Annotated in this window: 18 protein-coding genes; 8 read left to right on the forward strand and 10 right to left on the reverse strand. The window is 67.6% G+C overall.

The features are described 5' to 3' along the window. Positions 1–28: 28 nt before the first annotated feature. A complete protein-coding gene (locus ACZ3IJ_RS31285; protein WP_467473787.1) occupies positions 29–493 on the reverse strand; it encodes a DUF2199 domain-containing protein in 465 nt (154 codons plus the stop codon). A gap of 443 nt (positions 494–936) precedes the next feature. Here ACZ3IJ_RS31285 and gltX point away from each other — a divergent pair, with 443 nt between their 5' ends. Then, entirely contained in the window at positions 937–2,313 is a 1,377-nt protein-coding gene (gene gltX, locus ACZ3IJ_RS31290) for a glutamate--tRNA ligase (protein ID WP_467473789.1), read from the forward strand. Positions 2,314–2,320: 7 nt separating this feature from the next. Here gltX and ACZ3IJ_RS31295 read toward each other — a convergent pair whose 3' ends face one another. The 8 genes from ACZ3IJ_RS31295 to ACZ3IJ_RS31330 are packed head-to-tail and all read right to left on the reverse strand — an operon-like array spanning position 2,321 to position 9,963. Then, positions 2,321–3,307: a glycosyltransferase gene (locus tag ACZ3IJ_RS31295; RefSeq protein ID WP_467473656.1), complete on the reverse strand. Its 987-nt coding sequence runs from the start codon at positions 3,305–3,307 to the stop codon at positions 2,321–2,323. Then, positions 3,304–3,918, reverse strand: a complete 615-nt coding sequence (locus ACZ3IJ_RS31300; protein ID WP_467473657.1) for an HD domain-containing protein — start codon at positions 3,916–3,918, stop codon at positions 3,304–3,306. Before ACZ3IJ_RS31300 ends, ACZ3IJ_RS31295 begins: the two co-directional genes overlap by 4 nt. Positions 3,919–3,923: 5 nt before the next feature. After that, positions 3,924–4,835 carry a radical SAM protein gene (locus ACZ3IJ_RS31305; RefSeq protein ID WP_467473659.1) on the reverse strand — a complete coding sequence of 304 codons (912 nt, stop codon included), beginning with the start codon at positions 4,833–4,835 and terminating at the stop codon, positions 3,924–3,926. 16 nt (positions 4,836–4,851) lie between these two features. Further along, positions 4,852–5,970: a hypothetical protein gene (locus tag ACZ3IJ_RS31310; protein ID WP_467473660.1), complete on the reverse strand. Its 1,119-nt coding sequence runs from the start codon at positions 5,968–5,970 to the stop codon at positions 4,852–4,854. Beyond that, positions 5,970–7,079, reverse strand: a complete 1,110-nt coding sequence (locus ACZ3IJ_RS31315; RefSeq protein ID WP_467473661.1) for a radical SAM protein — start codon at positions 7,077–7,079, stop codon at positions 5,970–5,972. The genes ACZ3IJ_RS31310 and ACZ3IJ_RS31315 overlap by 1 nt, the downstream gene beginning before the upstream one ends. Before the next feature lie 3 nt (positions 7,080–7,082). Then, positions 7,083–8,081: a D-2-hydroxyacid dehydrogenase gene (locus ACZ3IJ_RS31320; protein WP_467473663.1), complete on the reverse strand. Its 999-nt coding sequence runs from the start codon at positions 8,079–8,081 to the stop codon at positions 7,083–7,085. Beyond that, on the reverse strand, positions 8,078–9,391 hold the full coding sequence (locus tag ACZ3IJ_RS31325) for a glycosyltransferase family 4 protein (protein ID WP_467473666.1): 1,314 nt from the start codon (positions 9,389–9,391) through the stop codon (positions 8,078–8,080). The genes ACZ3IJ_RS31320 and ACZ3IJ_RS31325 overlap by 4 nt, the downstream gene beginning before the upstream one ends. Positions 9,392–9,435: 44 nt before the next feature. Then, complete coding sequence (locus ACZ3IJ_RS31330; protein ID WP_467473668.1) at positions 9,436–9,963, reverse strand: ATP-binding protein; 528 nt, start codon at positions 9,961–9,963, stop codon at positions 9,436–9,438. A 206-nt stretch (positions 9,964–10,169) separates the two neighbouring features. On the opposite strand from ACZ3IJ_RS31330, the gene ACZ3IJ_RS31335 reads away from it, so the two are divergent. Together ACZ3IJ_RS31335 and ACZ3IJ_RS31340 are read left to right on the forward strand one after the other, a co-directional pair. After that, positions 10,170–11,615, forward strand: coding sequence for a carph-isopro domain-containing protein (locus ACZ3IJ_RS31335; RefSeq protein WP_467473670.1), 1,446 nt, complete (start codon positions 10,170–10,172; stop codon positions 11,613–11,615). A 10-nt stretch (positions 11,616–11,625) separates the two neighbouring features. After that, positions 11,626–12,579 carry an FAD-dependent oxidoreductase gene (locus ACZ3IJ_RS31340; protein WP_467473673.1) on the forward strand — a complete coding sequence of 318 codons (954 nt, stop codon included), beginning with the start codon at positions 11,626–11,628 and terminating at the stop codon, positions 12,577–12,579. A 180-nt stretch (positions 12,580–12,759) separates the two neighbouring features. On the opposite strand, the gene ACZ3IJ_RS31345 is transcribed toward ACZ3IJ_RS31340, so the two are convergent. Beyond that, complete coding sequence (locus ACZ3IJ_RS31345) at positions 12,760–13,383, reverse strand: nucleotidyltransferase domain-containing protein (protein ID WP_467473676.1); 624 nt, start codon at positions 13,381–13,383, stop codon at positions 12,760–12,762. Positions 13,384–13,550: 167 nt separating this feature from the next. Between ACZ3IJ_RS31345 and ACZ3IJ_RS31350 the strand changes: the two genes are divergently transcribed. The 5 genes from ACZ3IJ_RS31350 (at position 13,551) to ACZ3IJ_RS31370 (ending at position 22,386) form a co-directional block, all read left to right on the forward strand. Then, entirely contained in the window at positions 13,551–13,706 is a 156-nt protein-coding gene (locus tag ACZ3IJ_RS31350; protein WP_467473677.1) for a hypothetical protein, read from the forward strand. Between the two features lie 455 nt (positions 13,707–14,161). Further along, entirely contained in the window at positions 14,162–15,670 is a 1,509-nt protein-coding gene (locus ACZ3IJ_RS31355; RefSeq protein WP_467473679.1) for an SIR2 family protein, read from the forward strand. Positions 15,671–16,295: 625 nt separating this feature from the next. Further along, positions 16,296–18,041, forward strand: a complete 1,746-nt coding sequence (locus ACZ3IJ_RS31360) for a type I restriction-modification system subunit M (RefSeq protein WP_467473681.1) — start codon at positions 16,296–16,298, stop codon at positions 18,039–18,041. Further along, positions 18,038–19,243 carry a restriction endonuclease subunit S gene (locus ACZ3IJ_RS31365; RefSeq protein WP_467473684.1) on the forward strand — a complete coding sequence of 402 codons (1,206 nt, stop codon included), beginning with the start codon at positions 18,038–18,040 and terminating at the stop codon, positions 19,241–19,243. The genes ACZ3IJ_RS31360 and ACZ3IJ_RS31365 overlap by 4 nt, the downstream gene beginning before the upstream one ends. Next, on the forward strand, positions 19,243–22,386 hold the full coding sequence (locus ACZ3IJ_RS31370) for a type I restriction endonuclease subunit R (protein ID WP_467473686.1): 3,144 nt from the start codon (positions 19,243–19,245) through the stop codon (positions 22,384–22,386). Before ACZ3IJ_RS31365 ends, ACZ3IJ_RS31370 begins: the two co-directional genes overlap by 1 nt. Positions 22,387–22,422 lie beyond the last annotated feature (36 nt).

The following is a 22,422-nucleotide window of genomic DNA, read 5'->3' on the forward strand; positions in this document are numbered from 1 at the left end:
GAACGCTAGGTCAGCGCTGCCTCGGCCGTCATCCGGATTCGTGACCGGTGCCGTGCAACAGGGCTTCGGCGATTTCGCGGACGCGGTCGAGGGTGATTCCGGTGCGCTGTTCGACAGCGAGCGGGTGGTCGGTGGGTTCGAGCTCGACCAGGGGCCGCTCGCCGATCGGGCGGGTGTGGACGTTGGTCTTCAGGTTGATGGTGCTGGGGGCGTAGATCGGCAGCTCGGTGGTGAGCCAGCCGAAGTACGGCTTCTCCGACTCGCGCCCGGGCGTGTCCCACCGGTCGGCCGCCCGGGAGAAGTTCTCTCGGCTGAGGGAGACCCAGACACCCCAGGAGAAGACTTCGTCGCTGCCGATGACCGGTATCTCGATCAGACCCTTGACGAAGTAGTGCTGCGCCTTGATGACGCACTGGTCCGAGGTGAGCAGGCAGTCGGGGGCGTCGGCGAAACTCGGGTCCCAGACGTAGGGGGCGGCGGCGGAATAGTTCATCGGCAGCTCGCCGTGATGGCTGCCGCAGCACGTGCAGGTGAATCCGAGATCGCTGGTCATGGCGGGAGCCTAGCGATGTACTCGAACAGTCACACTCTGCAGCTAAGACGCACGTCGGGGCGGCGCTGGCCAGCCGACTGCGGTGGGAAGCCACAGGGGCGCGAGGTGGAGGCGTTCATCACAGCGCGATGATCTCTTGATCACCTCGTCCTCTGGAATCACGTGCCTCGCTGCTGTCACTTGGTGCGGTGAACGACCCTGGGGTGAGGAATCGATGACTGATCTGGGAGGTGGAAGGAAGCGCACGAATAGGAGGCGAGAAGGCTGGAAAACGACGGCGCGAGGGCAGGCGGGGTGGTCCAGAGGGGGTGTCCGCCGTCGGTACCCTGGAGCGCATGTCTACTGCTCCGGTTCGCGTTCGTTTCGCCCCGTCCCCGACCGGCATGTTCCATGTCGGTGGTGCACGGTCCGCTCTCTACAACTGGGCGGTGGCGCGACAGTCCGGCGGCACGTTCGTCCTGCGGATCGAGGACACCGACGCGGCCCGGAACAAGCCGGAGTGGATCGACGGGATCATCAACGCGCTCGCGGCGATCGGCATCCACGGCGAGGACGCGGCCTTCGAGGGCCCGTACTTCCAGTCGCACAACGCCGACCGGCACCGGGAAGCGGCCCAGCAGCTCTTCGCGGCCGGCCGGGCGTACTACTGCGACTGCACCCGGGAGCAGCTGAAGGAGCGCACCGGGTCGGACCACCTCGGGTACGACGGGTTCTGCCGGGAGCGAGGGCTGGCCTTCGAGGAGGGCCGGGCGCTGCGGTTCCGGACGCCGGACGAGGGCGAGACCGTCGTGGTCGACCTGATCCGCGGGGAGCCGGCGTTCCCGAACAGCGCAATCGAGGACTTCGTGATCGCCCGCGGTGACGGGTCCCCGGTCTTCCTGATCGCCAACGTCGTCGACGACCTGGACGAGGGCATCACGCAGGTCATCCGCGGCGAGGAGCACCTTTCGAACACGCCGAAGCAGCAGCTGCTGTGGGAGGCGCTCGGCGCCAAGCCGCCGGTGTGGGCGCACCTGCCGGTGATCGTGAACGAGAAGCGGCAGAAGCTGTCCAAGCGCCGTGACAAGGTCGCGCTGGAGGACTACCTCGCCGAGGGCTTCCTGCCCGAGGCGATGGTGAACTACCTCATGCTCCTGGGCTGGGGTCCCGGCGACGACCGGGAGATCATGCCGTACGAGGAGCTGGAGCAGCTCTTCCGGATCGAGGACGTCAACACGGCGCCGGCCTTCTTCGACGTGAAGAAGCTGACGGCGTTCAACGGCGACTACATCCGCGCGCTCTCGCCGGAACAGTTCGTCAACGCCTGCGCGCCGTGGCTCGTCGCTCCGCACGCGCCGTGGGCTTTGGAGGCGTTCGACAAGGACGTGTTCGAGGTGGCGGCGGCGCTGGCTCAGACCCGGATCGCGCTGCTGTCGGAGATCACCGGCTACGTGGACTTCCTGTTCCTCGACGAGCCGGTCGAGGACGAGGCGTCGTGGAACAAGGCGATGAAGGCCGGCGCCGGAGACATCCTGTCCGATACCCGCGCAGAGTTCGCCACCGTCGCGAACTGGAAGGCGGACGACCTGAAGGCCGTCCTCCTCGCCGTCGGCGAGAAGCACGGCCTCAAGCTGGGCAAGGCCCAGGCGCCTATCCGGGTCGCGGTCACCGGCCGCACGATCGGACTCCCGCTGTTCGAGTCCATGGAGCTGCTTGGCCGGGACCGCGTGCCGGCCCGTCTGGACGCGGCGGCGAAGAAGCTGGCCGCCGCGCAGGCGTAGCCGCCGGTCAGGCGATCTTCGTGAGAAGGTCGCCCCAGGCGTTGCCGAAGTAGTTCAGATCGAAGCGGGCCAGGGCCTCGTACGGGGCCTTGGCCTCGGCCTGGCGTGCTGTTGCGCGTTCCCGGACCTGCGCAGGCAGTCGGCCGAGGTCCGGGGCTGGCTGGCCGGTCAGCGCGGCGAGGTCGCCCAGGCCGGCCACCGGGCGGATCAGACAGGGCAGGCCGAGCAGCAGCGCCTCGGCCACGCAGCGGCTCCAGCCCTCCCGCATCTGGGGGAGGAAGACGCCGACGTCGCACGCGCACAGCAGCCGCAAGTACCGCTCGCGCTCCACGTCGTAGTGGGCGCCGTCGAAGCCGATGGTGTTGCTGCCGCTGGTGATCACCCGCAGCCCGGGCGTGTCGGCCAGGGCCGCCGAGACCTTCTCGGTGCCCTTCCAGTGCACGGCCTTGCCCGCATACACGCCGATCACGTCCGGCGACAGACCGAACTCTGCGCGGCACTCGGTTCGGTCGAAGCCGCGGGCCCGCTCGACCTCCGTCATGTCGAAGGCGTTGTAGATCACCCGGACGTTGCGGACGCCTCGGGCCTGGAGGAAGTCGGCCCAGTACGGGGCGACGCAGACCACGGCGGCGCACTGGGGCAACACGCGGAACAGGCGCTCCCAGAGCATGGCCTCGACCGGGGCGGAGTCGTGCTGCAGCGGCTCGTAGTGGTGCAGGAGGAACACCGTGCGGGCCCGCATCTCCGGCGTGAAGAGCAACAGGCTCAGGTCGTCCCACATGAAGGTGCCGGTGGTGCTGTCGAGCGCCCGGATGGTCGGGGCCAGGCGGGCGAGGTGGCGGAGCTTGCGCCAGCGGCGGACGCGGTAGGTGCGCTTGTGGTCCGGGATCGTGCGCCATTCCACGTCGTCGGCCGTCGCCTCATGGAGCATCCGCAGGTAGACCCGGCCACCGGTCCGACCGACCGGCTCCATCGAGTAGACGACCTGCTTCACGGACGTACCTCCTGTTGGTGTCGGACGTACTCGGTGTGGAGCAGTGCGCGCATGGCCGCCAGGTGGGGACTGAGGCCGCAGGCGGCGTCGGCGAGCGGGAGGTAGAAGTCCTTCAGGCTCTGGAGGAACCGCCGACGCCGGTCGATGTTTGGTGAGGCGGCGACATCGCGCAGGTTGTGGAGGCGGTCGGCGAGCCGGACGAGGAGGTCCTCGGACGGGAGCGCGGCCTGCTTGAAGCGCCAGCTGGACTCGTCGCCGGCGGCCTTGGGGCGCTGTTCGAGGCGGTGGTCGGCTGTCATCGCCCGCAGGCGGCAGGTGAAAGGGGGGCCGAGGTGTTGGACGAGCAGCGCCTCCGATTCGGGGGCCACCTCCAGGGCGTCGTGAAGGAGGGCGAGGAGCAGGGTCTCGGGGTGGCTGACCCTGATCTCGGTGCGCAAGAGCGTGACGACGGCCAGCGGGTGTTCCAGGTACGGCGTGCCCTGGTCGCGGGTGTGGCCGTCGTACACCGTGAGCGCGAGGGCGCCGACGACGCGCGCGCGGGACTGCTCGTCCCTGCCCCACGCGGCGGCGCCGAGCACGGTCAGGACGTGGTCCAGATCGGTGGGGTTCATCCGCCTCACCTCCTACGGAGGGCCGTGGCACGGGGGTCGGGAACGTGGTCGGCGAGCAGCAAGGTGTCCCCGACCGCCAGGGCGTCGAGGCCCAGGTCCGCCGTCGCCGACACGGCCTGCTCGGCGGTCCTGGCCGGGGTGGGGAGGACGGCGGCGCCGGAGTCGGTGTACTCGTGGCAGCGCAGGCAGAACCGGAAGTGGTGGCCGCGGGGCGCGAACACCTTGGCCGCGAAGTCCTCGTCCCAGATGCTGAATTCGCTGTCGTCCTTCGCCATGGCGTTGAAGCAGCGGTAGCAGGAACCGTCCATCTCGATCATCAGGTGCTGGTCGAGGTAGCGGTCGCAGATGCCGCGCAGCTCGTTGGCTGGCTGGCCGACGTCGACGTGGTGCACGTGGTTGGTGACGTGGATGGCGCCGTGCCTGTCGCACAGCCTCGCGAGCTGCGTGAGGCGGGTGGAACTGATGCCTTCCAGGACGCTGTTGATGACCACGGTCTTGCCTGCCGCGCGGAGGCGGGGCACGACGGCGTGGACCTCGTCGTAGTTCTCGTGCTCGTCGTCGCAGCCGATGAGGACCTGGTCGTACGACCGGAGGGTGGCCTCCATGATCCGCTTGTTGCGGGCCAGGGTGATGGCGTCCGTGCCCAGGACCATGACCTTGTCCGGCAGGCGGGTGCGGGCCGCGTCGCTGAGGGCGGGGAAGTCCCGGTGCACGGTGGGCTCGCCGCCGTTGATGTGCAGCTGCTGGAAGGGGATGGTCTCCAGCCGGGTCAGGATGGTGGAGAACAGCTCCTGGGACATGTTCTCGCCCTGGGCGCCGTCGGCGAAGATGCAGAAGTCGCAGGACCGGTTGCACTTCGTCGTGATCTTGATCTTCGCCGTCTTCAGGGCGCGGGGCAGGGGCGCACGCGCGGGCATGTCGGAACTCCTTGGGTCAGGGGTGGACGTCAGCGGGCGTGAGGCTGAGGAAGTCCTGCACGGTGGACTTCTGCCGGTGCCAGAGCGAGAGGGTCGCGCGCAGGGTGCCGGCGGTGGTCGGTCCGGTGGGGATCAGCGTCGCCATCCGGGCGGCCAGCCGCTGGACAGAGGTGCTCTGGTCCGCCGCGAGCGCGTTCAGGGTCCATGCGGCGGACTGGAGTTCCTTCGCCTCGCGCCGGATCAGGTAGTCGGTCGCCACGCCGGGCGGCGGGTCGAGGTAGTACAGCCAGCGGGCGACGCGGACACGGAGCATCCCGGCTGTCATCACCCAGTCGGTACGGGCCTGTTCCTCGCCTTGGCCGACGGGGATGTTGGTGTCGGGGACGCGGCGCATCGCAGCCTCTAGAGCGACATGGGCCGCGCGGAGCAGGTGCCGCGGACTCCGCGGACGGGCATCGGGTCGGTCTTCGGCGTGCCCGAGGAACAGCTCGGCGTACCCGTCGAGCCCGTCCGGCCTCCACTGCGTGAGGGCGGCCGTCTTACCGGGGCAGCGGGTCCGTGTCGCGAGCGCGGAGGCGGCGAACCAGCACGGGGCCAGGTAGTGCCAGGCCACACAGTGGCGCCGGTACGCGGCGATGTTCTCCACCACGTTGTCGGTGCTGTCCGCCGCCAGCTGGTACCGGCCGCCCAGCCGCCCGTGGAGGATGCCCCGGTAGAACCGCGCGTCGACGTCGCACCAAGACGCCATCTGGGCCCGGGACTTCCAGCGCTGGAAGTCCCGGGCGCTCCCGCTGATCAGCGACCAGGTCGCCAGCTCGGGTGCGGAGACGAGCCGCCCGTCCGCCTCGGCCCCGGTGAACGCGAAGCCGGGCGGATGCTCCAGGAGTCGCCGATGTGAGACCTTCCGGCTGACCGCGGCGGCGTGCGCGGCGGCCAGCCGGTGGTTCCACTCCTCCCAGTCCGCCGGGGGCCGGGGGAGGAGGACCCGTACGTCGATGTCGGAGTGGGGAGCCAGCAGGTCGGTCGGCTGCCACTTGTGGGCGAGCATCACCGCCCCGACGCCGTGGGCGTCCAGCTCGCGTTCGTACAGCGCTCCGAGTCCCGAGTAGAGGGGCGGAGCTTCCACCACCGCCATCAGCGTTCCCTCGTGGAGGCGCGGGCGCAGGTGGGCTGGGTCGCGTCCGTGGTGAGGAGCGGGAGCAGGGGCAGGACCGGGGTGCCTTCGGGGCGCTCCATCCGGTCCCAGCGCAGGTCGTAGTCGACGTAGTGGAAGCCCTGCCAGGCGTCGTTGGTGTTGCGGTCGAGCATGGCCTGGAAGAGGTGGGCGAAGGCGGCGCCGAGGGTGCCCTCGGTGAGATGGGGCTTCAGCGGGATGTCGCGGTTGTGGAGGATGCAGGGGCGGGCCACACCGGTGGGTGTGATCTTGATGCGGTTGGCGTCGGAGCACGTGGCGCAGCTGGAGTTGGAGATGAAGCCGATGGAGCCCGCCCAGCCGTCCGGGCGGAGGTACTGCCCGGGGCTGCGGACCCCGAGCTCGTCCCTGCGGACCTCTCCTGCGTTCGCGAACCACTCGTGGAGACGGTCTCGGACCTCGGCCTCGTTGATGAACTCGGTGTCGAAGAGTGCCTGGGCGGGGCCGATGTTCTGGAGTTCGATCAGCCGGACGGCGATGGGCAGGTCGCGGGCGAGTTCGGCGACGGCGAAGGCGTCGTCCAGGTAGGTGTGCTGGAGGACGCAGTTGATCTTCACGCTCAGGCCGAGGGAGAGGGCGGTGTCGAGGGTGCGCTGGGTGATGCGCGGGTCGCCGCCGCCCATGATCTCGGCGGACCGGGTGGGGTCGAGGCTGTGGAGGCTGAGGTTGAGGTACGTCAGGCCGGCACCGTGAAGCTTCTCGACGCTCAGGCCGCGGCGCAGGTTGCCGTGGCTGGTCATGCCGATCGCTGCGTCGGCCCCGAGACCGTCGGCGAGGCCCGAGATCACGTCGAGGATGTCCGCCCGGAGGGTCGGCTCACCGCCGGAGCAGTGCGCCTTCTTGATCTTCCAGGCCCCGGCCTCGGCGGCGATGGCCGCGTAGTCGGAGGCGGTCAGGGGGCGGTCCTTGTGCCCGTAGTCCGGCATGCAGCGGGGCTTGCAGAACACGCAGTCCAGGTTGCAGAGCGAGTTCAGGGTGAAGGCCAGGTAGGGGTGGTTGCGGCCGGTCGCGGCGAAGGCGGCGGCGAGGTCGTGATGGCGCGTGGTGGGCATTGGTCAGCCTCCTATGAGGGGAGAGCGGGCAACGGGTACCTCGGCCAGGCCGTTGAGCGGCTGGTCGGTGAGGTAGCGGCGCAGGTTGTCGGCGAAGAACGTGACCGCCTCGTCCATGTACGTGCGGCTGAGCGTGGAGCTCTTCGGCGTAAGAACGACCCGGGGGTGGAGCCGCAGCGGATGGCGGGCGGGCAGCGGTTTCGGGTCGAAGACATCCAGGGCGGCGCCGCGAAGGCGGCCGGCGTTGAGGGCGGCCAGGAGGGCCGCCTGGTCGACGGTCGCCGCGCGGCCGAGGTTGAGGAAGACGGACTTCGGCTTGAAGGCCGTGAAGAGGTCGTGTTCGAAGAAGCGGTCGGTGGCCCGGGTGGCGGGCAGCAGATCGACCACCACGTCGGCGACGGCGACCGCCTGGTGCACCGCCGACGTGTGCATCCACGTGATCCCACCCTCGGCGGTCACCGGCGGCGTCCGCCGTACGCCGATGACGTCCATGCCGAAGGAGCGGGCCGCACGAGCGAGGTGTCCGCCGATGCTGCCGCAGCCGACGATGGTCATCGTCGCCCCCGCCAGGTCGAAGAACTCCTCGGCCAGGTCGTTCTTCCACCAGGTCCGGTTCCGCTGGGCGAACTGGCTCATGAACAACCCGCGTGAGAAACCCAGAACCAGGCCCATGGCGTGCTCGGCCATGGGCCTGCCGTGGAACCCGTACGAGCGGGTCAGAGCCACCCCGACGGAGTGGGCCTCGGCGACGGGCAGATGGTCGGTGCCGGCGGCCGGGGACGCGATCCACCTCAGATGAGGCGCGCCGAACAGCCACGACGGTTTGAACGTCCAGCCGAAGTAGACGTGTGCCTCGGCGAGCCGGTGCGGCACGGCCTCCTCGGTCGCCGTACGGAACTCGACACCGGGGAAGGCGGCGGACAGCGCCCGCTCGTGCTCGGCGGACAGCCGCCAGAAGGAGTGCGGGGACTCCAGACTGATCACCACCACCGGCCGGTTCATCGCGCTCGGCCCTCCGCGCTGGACGCCGGCGCGAGAGCCCAAGGAGCGATGCGTTCGACGACGGAACCGATGCTCGCCTCGTAGTCGTGACGCGAGCGCACCAGGGCCGCCCCGGTGCTCCGGAGCCGGTCGCGCTCTCGGGGCAGGACGGTCAGGGCGCGGTGCAGTGCGGAGGCCAGAGACCTGGCGTCCCGCGGTGCGGCGGTGAAGCCGGTCTCACCCTCGACGACGGTCTGGGCCAGCCCGCCGGCCGTGGTAGCCACCACCGGGCCAGCACCCGCCGCGAACGCCTCCAGGGGGATGCGACCGAAGGGTTCCTCTCGGGAAGGAACGACGACGGCGCGCAGGGCCGGGTTGTGCAGCCAGGCGCGGATCGCGGGGGTGAAGCGCGTGATCAGAGTCGCGTCCAGGCCGTAGGCACGGATGCGCGCTGCCAGGTCCTCCTGATACGAGGTGGGGCGCTCGTGCTCCTCCGAGGTCACGGCCGCCAGGACCAGGTGCGGAGCTCGGACCCCGCGCTCCTTGAGGAGGTGCAACGCCTCCAGGAGGTCGTCGAAGCCCTTCGTCGGCACGGCACGGCCCATGGCGAGCAGGAATCCGGCGCGTGCCTTGAAAGGCAGGGGCGGCGTGCTCGTCGGCCGGGCCATCTCCTCCCGGATCAGCCCGTTCGGGACGCTCACGATGCTTCCCCGAGGGACGGCGTAACTGACGACGAGGTGGCCCCGCATGTGGGAGGAGATGGCGCCGATCCGCCCGCCTCGGACGGTCGCCGCCCGCAGGGCGTCCCGCTCCCAGCGGACTCGGGACATGTCCTTGGGCCTCGTCAGCGCCGTCGTGGAGCGGGGAACGAGCAGCAGGTCCGTGGTCGGCGACGTGTAGGGGGCCAGCCCGAGGAAGGGGATGTCGAGGCCGATGAGAAGGCACCGGCTCGCGCGGTCGGCGATGCGTACGGCCGCCTCGCCTGCCAGGTCGCACAGCTGCATGGAGCCGTGGATCGAGTCCGGCGCCGCCTGGACCTCCGGGATCGTGATGACGTCGGCCCTGGCCTGCCGCAGCATCTGCTGGACTTCGCCGGCCCACCGCCGGTCGTGCGCACCCGCTGTCTCCGACATATGCGGGGTGATGACGGAAAGGTGGCCCGGCGGCAGCAGGCGGGTGAGGGCCGTGAGGAAGGCGCGGTTGCTGAAGCCGGTGCCCGACGCCGCGCCATAGAAGCCCTCGTGGAGGGCGACGACGACACGGGGCTGGCGCACCGCCTCCGGTACGGCGGCCGTCGGCGGGGGAGGTGGAGTGGCATGGTCGATGCGCACCGTGTGGTGCCTCCTTCGAGGAAGGGGGGTCGTGAGCGTGGACATCAATGGGTGCCGTCGGGCGAGTGGTGGGAGCCGCGCCTGAGCCGGCACCAGGCACGGGTGCCGTGGGTACCGGTCGTCAGCGACCAGGCATCGGCCAATGCCTCGACGATGACCAGCCCTCGTCCCGATTCGGCCTGCTCCTCAGGAGCTGGAGTGGACGAGGGTGCGGGGTCAGAACAGCCGCCGTCGGTGACCGTGATCTCGACCTCCAGGCCACCGGCGGTCTGACTTCTGCGGTCGACGCACAGGACCAGAGGCGGCCTGCCCGAGGCGAACGCGTTCGTCGCGAGCTCCGACGTGATCAGGCGGGCGTCATCAAGCAGGTCCGCCTCGGCGTCGTGGAGGGCGACCGCCACAGCCTCCCGCGCGACTTCGGCCGCCTTCGGCCCGTACGGCAGATCCGTGATCAGCGTGGTCGCGTCGGCGCCGTCGGCGTGCCCGGACGCCGAGACGCGGGCCGGACGCTCGGTGTCGTGGTCCAGCACACTGCCGAGAAGGCTTCGGGAGGTGCTCGTGCGGTGTCTCAAGGCCCACCTCGTTCTCCGTCGGCACCGGGGGCGGCGCCTTCCGCCGGGATCCAAGAACACCGGAGGAGCGGGGTGGCGCAGGACCCGATCAACGGGTCAACTCGGTCAACTTCCTTTAGAAGGAGGTGAATCAGCCGTCCGAGGGCGTCACCATGAGGGAGCGCGAGAAGTGATGGATGAACCACTGGGGCAAGAGGTGGTCGCACGTGGCACCGCAGGCAGGGCAACCCAACGACGTACTGGCGGGGTGCCTGGATGAACTCGGATGGAGCCCCAAGGCGCTTGCTCGCAAGCTGAACAGGGTGTTCGGAGCGGGGACGGTGGCCGAGTCGGCGCCGTACCACTGGCGGGACGCTGGCTCACTGCCGCGCTCGCCGTTACCGATGATGGCCGCCTACGTGCTCTCCCAGGAACTGGGTAGACCTGTCTCGGTGGCCGAACTCTGGCAGGGCCGCGTGGGCGATTCCTCGGCGCTCGTCCCTGCGGACACGGATCTCGCACGGCCCTGGACCGTGCAGGGTATGGAGGCGATCGTGGAGGACTGGGTGATGGGAGGGCTCGTAGACCGACGCCGGTTCCTCGCGATCTCGGGCGCGGGACTCCTGGCGATCGTCGCCCAGTACCTCGACGGCACCGCGGGGCGCGGCCAATATGCACCTCGGATCACGCCGTCCGTGGGTGCCGATCCGCTCGTGGACCAGGTCGAACAGCACCTGCCCATGCTTTCCGCGCTCGACGACGAACACGGTGGGGCACGTCACCTCTCTTACGTGGGTGCCCAGTTCCGTGCGGTCGGGCTGCTGATCCGCGAAGGCGGTCATGCTCCCGCCGTCGCGAGCCGCCTCATCCGTGCGCTCGCCGAGATCGGCCAGCTGGCTGGCTGGATGGCCTTCGAGGCCGCCGACCACGGCCTGGCACAGCGCTACTTCGCCACCGCGCTGCGGGCAGCGCACCAGGTGAACGACCTGCCCCTGTGCGCCCACATCCTCGGCGACCTCTCCTTCCAGGCGGCCAGCCGCGGCCACCCCGCGGATGCCATCGCCCTCGGCGAGGCCGCCCGCCGAGCCAGCGACGCCGCCCCGCCAGTCGTCCGGGCATCCGTCCTGTCGCGGCTCGCCTACGCGTACGCCGCTGCCGGCCGGGACAACGACTTCGCCCACACCCGCGGGGCCGCCCGCGAGCTGATCGCCGGCCGGGACGGTAGCCAGGAGGAGCCTCGCTGGATGTACTTCCTCACCGACAACCACCTGGACTGCCAGGCGGGGTACGGCCTCATTCAGATGGGCCGCGCGCAACTGAAGGCCGACGGCGGAACGAGAGGACGGAGGTTCCTCGCCCAAGGGGCGGAGATGCTCCGCTCTGGAGCGTACGACGTCCCGCGAGGCGACCCCAGTCAGCGTAGGGCCATGTTCGAAGGGGCCTGGCTGGCCCTGGGGCACAGCGCCCATGGTGACCTGGAGGCCGCGTGCGAGATCGGCCAGATCGCTGCCGACCGCCTCGATGCCGTGCGCTCGCCTCGCAGTGCGGCCCTGCTCCACCAGCTCGCCGCAGACCTGCGGCGCCGACAGCGCAACTCCCACGTGCGCAGCTTCCTGCCGGTCCTGGAACACGCCCTCGCCGAACACGCCCCGTCGACGCCACCTGGCCGTTAGGGTCGGGATCATGACCGCAGGGGAGCGCGTTGTCGTTGTCGGGGCTGGGGTGGCAGGGCTCACCACCGCCGTCGTTCTCGCCGAGGCCGGTGCTTCGGTGCACGTGATCGCCGAGCAGATGCCCGGCGTCACGTCGCTGGCGGCGGGGGCGATGTGGGGGCCGTACCTGGTCGAACCGAAGGACAAGGTCGACCAGTGGGGGCAGCGGTCCCTGGAGATCTTCCGCGAGCTGGCGGAGGACCCGTCGACGGGCGTCAGGCTGACCAGCGGCATTGAGGCGTCCCGCACGGCCGAGGCACCACCGGACTGGGCTATCACTCTGCCAGGCTTCCGGCCGTGCAAGCAGACCGAGCTTCCGGCCGGGTTCACCGCCGGGTACCGGTTCACCGTGCCGCTGATCGACATGCCCACCTACCTCGACTACCTCCTGCGTCGGCTTGATGCCGTTGGAGGAACGGTTGAGCGGCGACACCTGACCTCGCTCACGGACGCCGATATGGCCCCCGTGATCGTCAACTGCGCCGGACTGGGTGCCAAGGACCTGGCTCCGGACCCGGACCTTCGGCCCATCCGCGGTCAGCACGTCGTCGTCACCAACCCGGGTCTGACCGAGTTCTTCTCCGAGGACACAGGTCTCTCGCCGGACCTGCTGTGCTTCTATCCGCACGGTGACACCGTCGTCCTGGGAGGCACCGCCGTCGACGGTGAGGGCGACCTCGCCTCCGACGACAGTGCGGCGGCCGACATCCTGGCCCGCTGCGCCAAGGTCGAGCCTCTCCTTGCCGAGGCACGTGTTCTGGAGCACCGGATCGGCGCTCGGCCAACGCGGGCCACGGTCCGCGTGGAGGCCGATCGACAGGAGGACGGCAGGCTGGTCGTACATAACTACGGGCACGGAGGCGCTGGCGTCACGCTGTCGTGGGGATGTGCTGAGGAGACTGGTGGGTTGCTGAACGCCTCCTGACGGAGTGTCCGAAGGGCTACGACCCAGTACACGTGCGATGCGGGCGACTGTGCCTCATCTTCGCCAGCACGACGTGTGTGACCAGGACTTGCCACCTCCTCAGCGCCAAGTCCAGTTGCGGAGGGCGTGTCGCCCGCGGTGACTCGGTACCGCAACCTGACCTCTGCTGCGTTCCTCCGCTCAAGTTCGGCTGACAGGTAGAAGCCGCCGAAGCCAGGGATGGTCGGGCACGATCACGTTGATCGCGTCCGCCAACCAGGCGCGCGCCGGAGCGTCGAGCAGCGGCAGTGCAGCTTCGAAGTCGGCCTCGTCCTTGTTCCGGGTCGCCTTGGCCTTGTAGAAGAGTTGGACCTCGGGCGCGAGGTACGGGATGCCCGTCTTGCTCGTGCGCCCGAGCTGGTCGATCGGGAGCCGAATTGCCGGGTCACGCCGCGAGACCCATTGGGTGCCCTCCGCCTCGTCCAGCATGAGCTGCACGGACCAGGGCGCCTTCGGCGTGCGGCGGCACCAGATGTCGTGGAGCGGTGGCTGCAGGACCTCTCCAGGACGCCACAGTCGCAGCTCTCCCTGGCCGGGCGGGTCCGCCACGTACAGGTCCCAGTCGGCCAGCAGGTCCCGCACGAGGGCTTGGTCGCGCCGGAGGACGAGGACGTCGAGATCGCCGTGTGCGCGCAGCTCGCGGCCGACCGCGAGTTCGATTGCGTAGCCACCGGCGATCCACCACGGAAAGTCTGCCGTGGCGAAGACGGCGGCCACATCCTCGGGACGATCCGGCACCCAGTGTCCCAACGCGTCAGCACTCACCCGCCCATACTCCCAGTGATCAGGCGGGTGGAGGCGAAGGCCGGCGGCGGGTCGGCGGTCTCACTGGAGGGCCCTGTCGCCCGCTCGCAGCCCCTGCGCTCATAAACGCCCATGAGCATCAGGGACACCGGCATCCATTGTTCGGCGCGTGACTCGCAACCGGCTTCGTGTACCGCTGGACCGACCACACTCCCAACCCGACGGGCGAAGCCCGCGCGGTCCTGCGACGTGTCCTCACGGACCTGGGGCTGTCCGGGGACGTCGTCAGTGACGGCGTCCTGGCCGTCTCGGAGCTTGTGGCGATCGCGCACGAGCACGCGTGAGGCCCGTACGAGGTGCACGTCCGCTCGGCCGCCAGGAGGTACATCTGCGAGGTCCATGACGGGGACCCTCTGCTCCCCACGGGCCTCTACCGCGGTGCCACATCGCCGTCGGACGCCGAACCGGCCAAGGAGGCGAGCGGGTTGCTCGTCGAGCGTGGACGGGGTCTGCGCATCGTGAACGAGCTGGCCCAGGGGCAGTGGGGGTTCCACGTCACGGAACGTGGCGCCAAGGCCGCCTGGATCGTACTGGCCCCGGCGTTGCCGGACCCGTCCGACGGGAGTGACGCTGACGGCACTCCGGCATCCCGTTCCAGCACGTCGACGGAACGCGGGCTCACCATGTCGCCGAAGGCTGGTCCCCGTTTCTCGTCACAGTGACGATTAATCCGGTATCCTGCTGTCGGAGCTGATGAGCTTGCGCCCGCCGGGCGAGTCATCGGCAGAAGGAGGCATACGTGGCTAGCGACGACGCGACCGGCCCGGTCGCCATCCCGGCCGGGGGTCTAATCGAGCCTCCGATGGCCATGGCGCTCAATGTGCACTCGAGCCCGGGCGTGTACGCGCTGCTGCTGGGGGCCGGCATCTCGATCGCCTCGGGAGTGAAGACCGGCTGGGGGGTCGTGCAGGACATCGTCGGGAAGGTCGCTGCCGTCCGCGACCCCGACAACCCCGATGCCCGGGCCGAGGCCATTGCCGACCCCGAGAAGTGGTGGGAGGTCAACACCAACGAGACCCTGGGCTACTCCGCCCTGCTCGCCGCCGCAGCACCGAAGCCCGCTTCCCGGCAGGCCATGCTCGCGGAGTACTTCGAACCCGAGGAAGGTCAGGACGACAGCAAGGGCCCGACCGCGGCGCACCGGGCCATCGCCCAGTTGGTCAAGCGCGGCAGCATTCGCGTCATCCTCACCACGAACTTCGACCGGCTCACCGAGCGGGCGCTGCAGGAGGTCGGGATCTCTCCCCAGGTGGTGAGCCGCCCGGATCAGATCAAGGGCATCAAGCCGCTCGTGCACAGCCAGGTCACCGTGATCAAGCTGCACGGCGACTACGCCGACCTGGAGCAGCGCAACACCGTCGACGAACTGGAGACCTACCCGGACGAGCTCCAGCAGCTCCTGGAGCGGGTCCTGGACGAGTACGGGCTGATCGTATGCGGCTGGTCCGCGGACTGGGACAAGGCGCTCGTCCGGGCCGTCGGGGGAACCCGGTCGCGCCGGTATCCCTTGTTCTGGTCGCAGTACGGCCGGTTCAGCGACGCCGCCCAGAACCTCACCGCACAGCATGATGCGGTGGTGATCGACGGCAAGAGCGCGGACGAGCTGTTCACCGACCTGGTACGCCGCATCGAAGCCCTCGACCACATGACCACCGCGCCCATCACCCGGGACGCGGCCGTGGCCCAGCTCAAGCGAGCCCTGCCCGACCCCCTCCGCCGCATCGAGCTGTTCGACCTCGTCGACCAGGCCGTCACCCAGATCGTCGACCACAGCACGCCCGAGGAGCGGCCGGTGAATATTACCGGCGCCGAATGGGCCGACGTCTTCGGCTCCAACGTCCGCGGGTACCGGGCGGACAGCGACACCCTGCTGCACCTGCTGGCCAACGGGGTCTTCCACGACGACGGTACCCACAACCATGTGTGGCAGCGTGCCGTCGAGCGCCTCGTCCGCCTGCGCGACACCAAGCCGGGCAGGTACAACGACTACCTTGAGCAGCTGCGCCACGTCCCCGCGATGCTGGCCACATGGACGATCGGCGTCGCCGCCGTCCTCGGCCGCCGTGAAGAGCTGCTGGCTTCCACGCTGTACCGCCCCGAGTGGACTGCTCATACCGGGTCGCAGCCCCGAGTCGGACCGGCCTGGTATCTGAACCCGATCGTCGTTCTTGAGACCGAGCGATGCAGACCATCCGCGGACGCCGCCAGTCGACGGACTCGGCCGCCTCCGCGCCGAGCACCTTCCTGACGAGTGCCTCGAACTCGAGCTGTGCTGACTCCAGCCACGCCATGTAAGAGACGGCCTGCGACAGCACCCCGCTGTCGGACCCCTTCTTGAACTCGATCACCACCGGACTGCCGTTCTCATCCAGCCCGAGCGTGTCAATACGCCCCCGATGCCACGGACCGGTCGCGTACTCCGACGCCAGGAACCGGATACCGGGCATCTGCTCAAGCCCGGCCTCGACCCGTCGCTGCAGCTCAACCTCCAGCGCTACCGTCGACCCGGGCAACTCCACATCCCGCCCGTCCGCGTCCTGCCGGAACAACATCAGCTCAGCCACCAGCACCCCCTCCGTGATCCCTGCAGAGAAAAATCAACGGGGGACTCTGGGTATTCCGCATAAAGCCGTCGCGGCACCGGCTGGTGTAGGCCGAGTACAGCAGACGAAGCGGCTGTGCCCACGCAGCGGCGCTAGGCAGCGTGCTCGGTCGACGGAGAGGGCTCCCAGATGGCTGAAAACCTGACACTCGCGCTTCATCTCGCGCACCACGTACGAGGCCGAAGGGCGCCAGTGGCCAGACCGTGGGACGTTGGCTGCTACCTCTGGCAGAGTGGTCGGCACCGCTAAACGATCCTCGTGAGGAACCTTGTGAGCACGCTCGGTAGCTTCATCTGGTCAATCGCTGACCAGCTTCGGGGCCCCTACCGCCCCAACCAGTACGGAACGGTGATCCTCCCGTTCACGATCTTGAGACGACTCGACTGCCTGCTTGAGCCGGACCGCGCGGCCGTACGGGAGCTGGCTGCGAGGTACGAGAACCCGAACCGGCTCAAGATCGAGGTCAAGAAGGTCACGGGGCGGAGCTTCTACAACACCTCCAACTACGAGTTTGCGAACCTGCTGACCGACGCGGACGGGCTGGCGGACAACCTCACTGACTACATCGACCGGTTCTCCTCCGATGTGGACGTGTTCGAGTACTTTGACTTCAAGAAGGAGATCCAGGCCCTGGAGAAGGCCGGGCTCCTGCGCGAGATCGTCAAGTCCTTCGGCGACGTCGACCTGCACCCCGACGTGGTGTCCAACGCGGACATGGGGGATGCGTTCGAGTACATCATCCGCAAGTTCAACGAAGCCGCGAACGAAACTTCCGGAGACCACTACACGCCGCGTGACGCGATCCGACTGCTGGTCGACCTTCTCTTCGCGGAGAAGGACGTCGACCTCACCGAGGACGGCATCATCCGGTCGCTGTACGACCCCACCGCTGGCACCGGCGGCATGCTCTCCCTGGCCGAGGAGCATCTGCTCGCCGAGAACCCCGAGGCGAAGCTCAGCCTGTACGGCCAGGAGTACAACCCGCAGTCGTACGCCATCTGCAAGTCCGACCTGCTCGCCAAGGGCCACGACGCGAACAACATCGCCTTCGGAAACACGCTCACCGAGGACGCCTTCAAGGGCCGCCAGTTCGACTACTGCATGTCCAACCCTCCCTACGGAGTGGACTGGAAGCAGTACGCCAAGGCGATCAAGGAAGAGCGCGACTCCGCCGGCCCTTACGGCCGCTTCGCGCCGGGACTCCCCGCAACCTCGGACGGGCAGATGCTCTTCCTGCTCCACCTGGCCCACAAGATGCGCGCGCCCGAGGACGGCGGCGGTCGCGTCGGCATCGTCATGAACGGCTCGCCGCTCTTTAGCGGAGCCGCTGAATCTGGCCCCTCCAACATCCGCAAGTGGCTGTTGGAGAACGACCTTGTTGAGGCGATCGTCGCCCTGCCGACCAACATGTTCTTCAACACCGGCATCGCCACCTACATCTGGATCCTCGACAACACCAAGCACCCCGATCGCCAGGGCAAGGTCCAGCTCATCGACGGCACGTCGTTCTGGACCAAGATGCGCAAGAACCTCGGTTCCAAGGGGCGTGAGATCAGCGACCACGACCGCGCTGAGATCGTGCGTCTGTACGCCGACTTCAAGGACGCCGACCCTGACTTCTCCAAGATTTTGCGTAACGACGAGTTCGGCTACTGGACCATCACCGTTGAGCGCCCCCTGCTCAATGCGGACGGGAACCCTGTCGTCGACCGCAAGGGCAACCCGAAACCCGACTCGAAAAAGCGCGACACGGAAAATGTGCCCTTTACCTACGGTGGCTCAAGCGTTGGCGTGGCAGGGAAGCATGAAGTCATCCAAATGTACTTCGACGCGGAGGTGAAGCCGCACGTTCCTGACGCCTGGATCGACTGGGCTAAGACCAAGACCGGCTACGAGATTCCTTTCACTCGCCACTTCTACAAGTACGTTCTCCCTCGTCCGCTTGCTGAGATCGACGCCGACCTGGAGAAGCAGGTCGCGAAGATCCTCGAACTGCTGCGGGAGGTCGAGAAGTGAGTGCGACGATTGCATCCGATAGGTGGACGACGACACGTCTGGGATGGCTTTTTCAGCCGATTTCCGATCGTGGTCACAGGGACGCGATGGTCCTCAGCGTCTACCGTGATCACGGTGTGATCCCGAAGGACAGTCGCACCGACAACTTCAACCGCACACCCGAGAATCTGAGCAACTACCAACTCGTGCGGCCCGGTGACCTGGTCGTGAATCGAATGAAGGCTTGGCAAGGATCACTCGGGATCTCCGAGTACGAAGGCATCGTGAGCCCCGACTACGAGGTGCTTCGGCCGATTGCTCCTGGGAATGACTCGCGCTTCGTCCACAGCCTGCTTCGCTCGCGTGGCCTGGTCGACCAGTATGCCCTCAGATCCACGGGTATCCGTCCCTCCCAGTGGCGCCTGTACTGGGACGAGATGAAGACGATCGAGGTATCCCTGCCCTCGGCGGGCGAGCAGCGAGCCATTGCCGAATACCTCGACCGGGAGACAGCCCGTATCGATACGCTCATTGAGGAGCAGCAGCGGCTGATCGAGATGCTCCGCGAGCGCCGGGAATCGGCGATCCGGGCGGTCCTGCTGCGCGGCTTGGACGGCGATGCACCCCTACGTGCTTCGGGCAGCGATTTTCTCGGTTTGATTCCGTCAGCGTGGACCGTGGTTCCGACACGCCATCTCTGCACCATCACGACAGGTGATGAAGACTCGGGGAACGCTTCCGACGATGGCGCTTACCCGTTCTATGTTCGCGGGCGCGAGATTCTGCGATCGGATGACTATGCGTTCGACGGCGAGGCTGTGATGACCCCGGGTGATGGGCAAGGGGGAACCGGAAAGGTATTTCACTACTTTGACGGCAAATTCCAGGCCCACCAGCGGGTCTACGTATTTACCGACTTCCGCGGGATTAGCGGTCGATACTTCTATTACTATCTCTCGACATTCCTGCGGTCGATCGCGCTTGCTGGCAGTAACACCGTGACTATGGAGTCGCTGCGGCGGCCGCTCCTCGCTGGCTTTCCAGTGGCTGTTCCGCCTGGAGATGAGCAGACCCAGATTGTCGAGTATCTCGAGGAAAAGACCGCGAAGGTCGACACACTCATTGCCGAGACCGAGCGGTTCATCGAGTTCTCCAGGGAGCGACGTACAGCGCTCATCACGGCGACGGTTACGGGGCAGCTCGACGTACGCGAGGGAATGTGATGGCCGATCACAACGAGGCGGTCTTCGAGACGGAGATCTGTGAGTACCTCAAGGCTAACAAATGGTTGTACTCGAAGAACGACCGCGACGGCAGGGGGTACGACCGGGAGAGGGCACTGTTCCCGGACGATCTGTTCGATTGGCTGAAGGATACGCAGAGGCCGGCGTACGAGAAGGCGTTGAAAGCGGCAGGCTCGGAGGAGAAGTTCCTCGACGTGCTGACCGCGGCGCTCGACCGGCCGCTGGAGCACGGCGGTGGGACGCTGAGCATCCTGCGCAACGGGGTGCAGTACATCGGCGGTGGCCGGTTGAAAATGGCGCAGTTCCGTCCGGAGACGTCGCTCAACGAGACCACGGCAGCGCACTACGGGATGATGCGGGTGCGGATGGTGCGGCAGGTGCACTTCTCGACCGCCGACCAGCGCAGTATCGACCTGGTGTTCTTCATCAACGGGCTCCCGGTGGCCACGGTGGAACTGAAGACCGAATTCACCCAGTCGCTGGACGAGGCGATCAACCAGTACAAGCGGGATCGCAATCCGTTGACGAACGGGCGGCGGGAGCCGCTGTTGTCGTTCGGTCACCGGGCGCTGGTGCACTTCGCGGTCTCGAACGACCTGGCGGCGATGACCACGAAGTTGGAAGGGGAGAAGACCCACTTCTTGCCGTTCAACATCGGCTTCGACAGCGGTGCCGGCAACCCGCCCGGCGAGGACGGCCGGTCGGCGACGGCCTACCTGTGGGAGCGGGTGTGGGAGAAGCACGCCTGGTTGGACATCATCGGGCGGCTGATGATCGTGCAGACCAAGGAGGAGTGGGACGTCACCACCGGCACTTCGGTGCGGCGTACGAGCATGCTCTTCCCGCGGTTCCACCAGTGGGAGGCCGTCACGAGCATCGTCGAGGAGGTGAAGAAGGAGGGTGTCGGGCAGAGGTATCTGATCCAGCACTCGGCCGGGTCGGGGAAGACGAACACCATCGCCTGGACAGCCCACCGGCTGGCGCGGCTGCATGTCGATGACAAGAAGGTCTTCGACTCGGTCATCGTGGTCGTGGACCGCACCGTGCTTGACTCCCAGTTGCAGGATGCGATCCGGCAGATTGACGGCACCAGCAAGATCGTCGCTACCATCAGCCCCGAGGATGTCCGCAAGGCCGGCGCGAAGTCGAAGTCGGGCCTGCTGGCGCGGGCGCTGAAGAACGGCGAGCTGATCATCGCCGTGACAGTGCAGACCTTCCCGCACGCGCTGGACGAGATACGGGCCGACGCCGGCCTGAGGGGCAAGCGGTTCGCCGTCATTGCCGATGAGGCGCACTCCTCCCAGTCGGGTCAGATCTCCTCGAAGCTGAAGCAGGTGCTGACGGCCGAGGAGGTCAAGGAGATCGAGGAGGGGGGCGAGGTCGATGTGGAGTCGATCCTGGCCTCGGAGATGACCGAGCGGGCCGAGTCGGAGAACATCTCCTACTTCGCCTTCACCGCGACGCCGAAGAACAAGACCCTCGAACTGTTCGGCCGTAAAAGCACCGACGGGAAACCGTACGCATTCCACCTGTACTCGATGAAGCAGGCGATCGAGGAGGGCTACATCCTCGACGTGCTCAAGGGCTATCAGTCCTATGACACCGCGCTGAAGATCGCCGGCAAGGCCGAGAGCGGTGACGGAGGGGAGGTCGAGGAGGCCACCGCCCGCAAGGGCCTGATGCGATGGGTGCAGCTCCACCCGACGAACATCAGCCAGAAGGTACGGATCATCGTCGAGCACTTCCACGCCAACGTCGCCGACCTCCTCGAAGGCAAGGCGAAGGCGATGGTGGTGACCGACTCGCGTAAGTCCGCAGTGAAGTACAAGCGGGCCATCGACGCCTACATCGCCAGACGCAGCGCCGAGGACGCCTCGTACAACTACCGCACCCTGGTCGCCTTCTCCGCTGGGGTGACGATGGCCGAGGGCGAGACCTGGCACAGCGACTGGGGCCCGCAGCCGTCGAAGGACGACGAGTTCACCGAGAGCAACATGAACCCCGGCGCCGGGGCTGACCTGGCGGCCGCTTTCAAGGGCGATACGTACAAGATCATGCTGGTCGCCAACAAGTTCCAGACCGGCTTCGACCAGCCCCTGCTCTCGGCGATGTACGTCGACAAGAAGCTGTCGGGGATCGCCGCGGTGCAGACGCTCTCACGGCTCAACCGCACCCACCGCACCGCTGGCGGAGAGCAGAAGCGCAAGACGTTCGTCATCGACTTCGCCAACAAGCCCGATGACATCAGGGCGGCCTTCGAGCCGTACTTCAAGAACGCGGCCCTGGAGACCGAGACCGATCCGTACGTCGTCGTCCACCTGGCCAACAAACTCGCCCAGGCCGGGATCTACACCGATGACGATGTCCGCAAGGTCGCCACGCTGTGGATGGCCCGGAAGGGCAACAACGCGCTCTCAGCAGCGATCAGCCCGGCGCAGCACGACTTCCGGCGCCGCTACGCACGAGCGATCGAGGAGGAAGACAAGGTCGCGCTCCAGGCGCTCGACCTGTTCCGCAAGGACGTCTCCACCTACGTACGCCTCTATGACTTCATGTCCCAGATCGTCGACTACGGCGACCCCTACATGGAGATGCTCTCGATCTTCCTGCGTTTGCTGGAGAAGGTCATCGCAGAGTCCGCTTGGACGGCTGACGTGGATCTCTCCGACGTGGTGTTGGTCGGGGTCAAGCATAGCAAGGCGGCCCCCGCCGATATCTCGCTCGTGGGCGACGGGCAGCTGAAGGGCATTAGTGCCGCTGGCACGGGGACGAAGAAGGACCCGAAGTACGTTGCGCTTCAGGTCGTCATAGACAAGATGAACGATCTCTTCGGTGCCGAGTCGTTCGCCGAGTATCAGATCAGGGAGTTCGTGCAGAGCCTCGTCCAGCGGCTGCTCGCCGACCCGAACCTGGTCAAGCAGACCAAGGTGAACACCAAGAAGCAGTTCGTGGAGTCGCAGGACTTCCAGGCAGCCGTTACGGAGGCGGTCGCAGACAACCAGGATGCCCACAACACGATGGCCGACTACTTCTTTACCGACGGGCCGGCCATCAACTCGATCATCGTCGCCCTCGCAGATGCCTTCTATGAAGCAGCGGTTGATCAGCGGGAAAGTTCTTAGAGCTCTTTCAGGGGGGCCACCGATCGGGTTGCAGGG

The sequence above is a fragment of the Streptomyces sp. NPDC013317 genome (assembly GCF_055563155.1).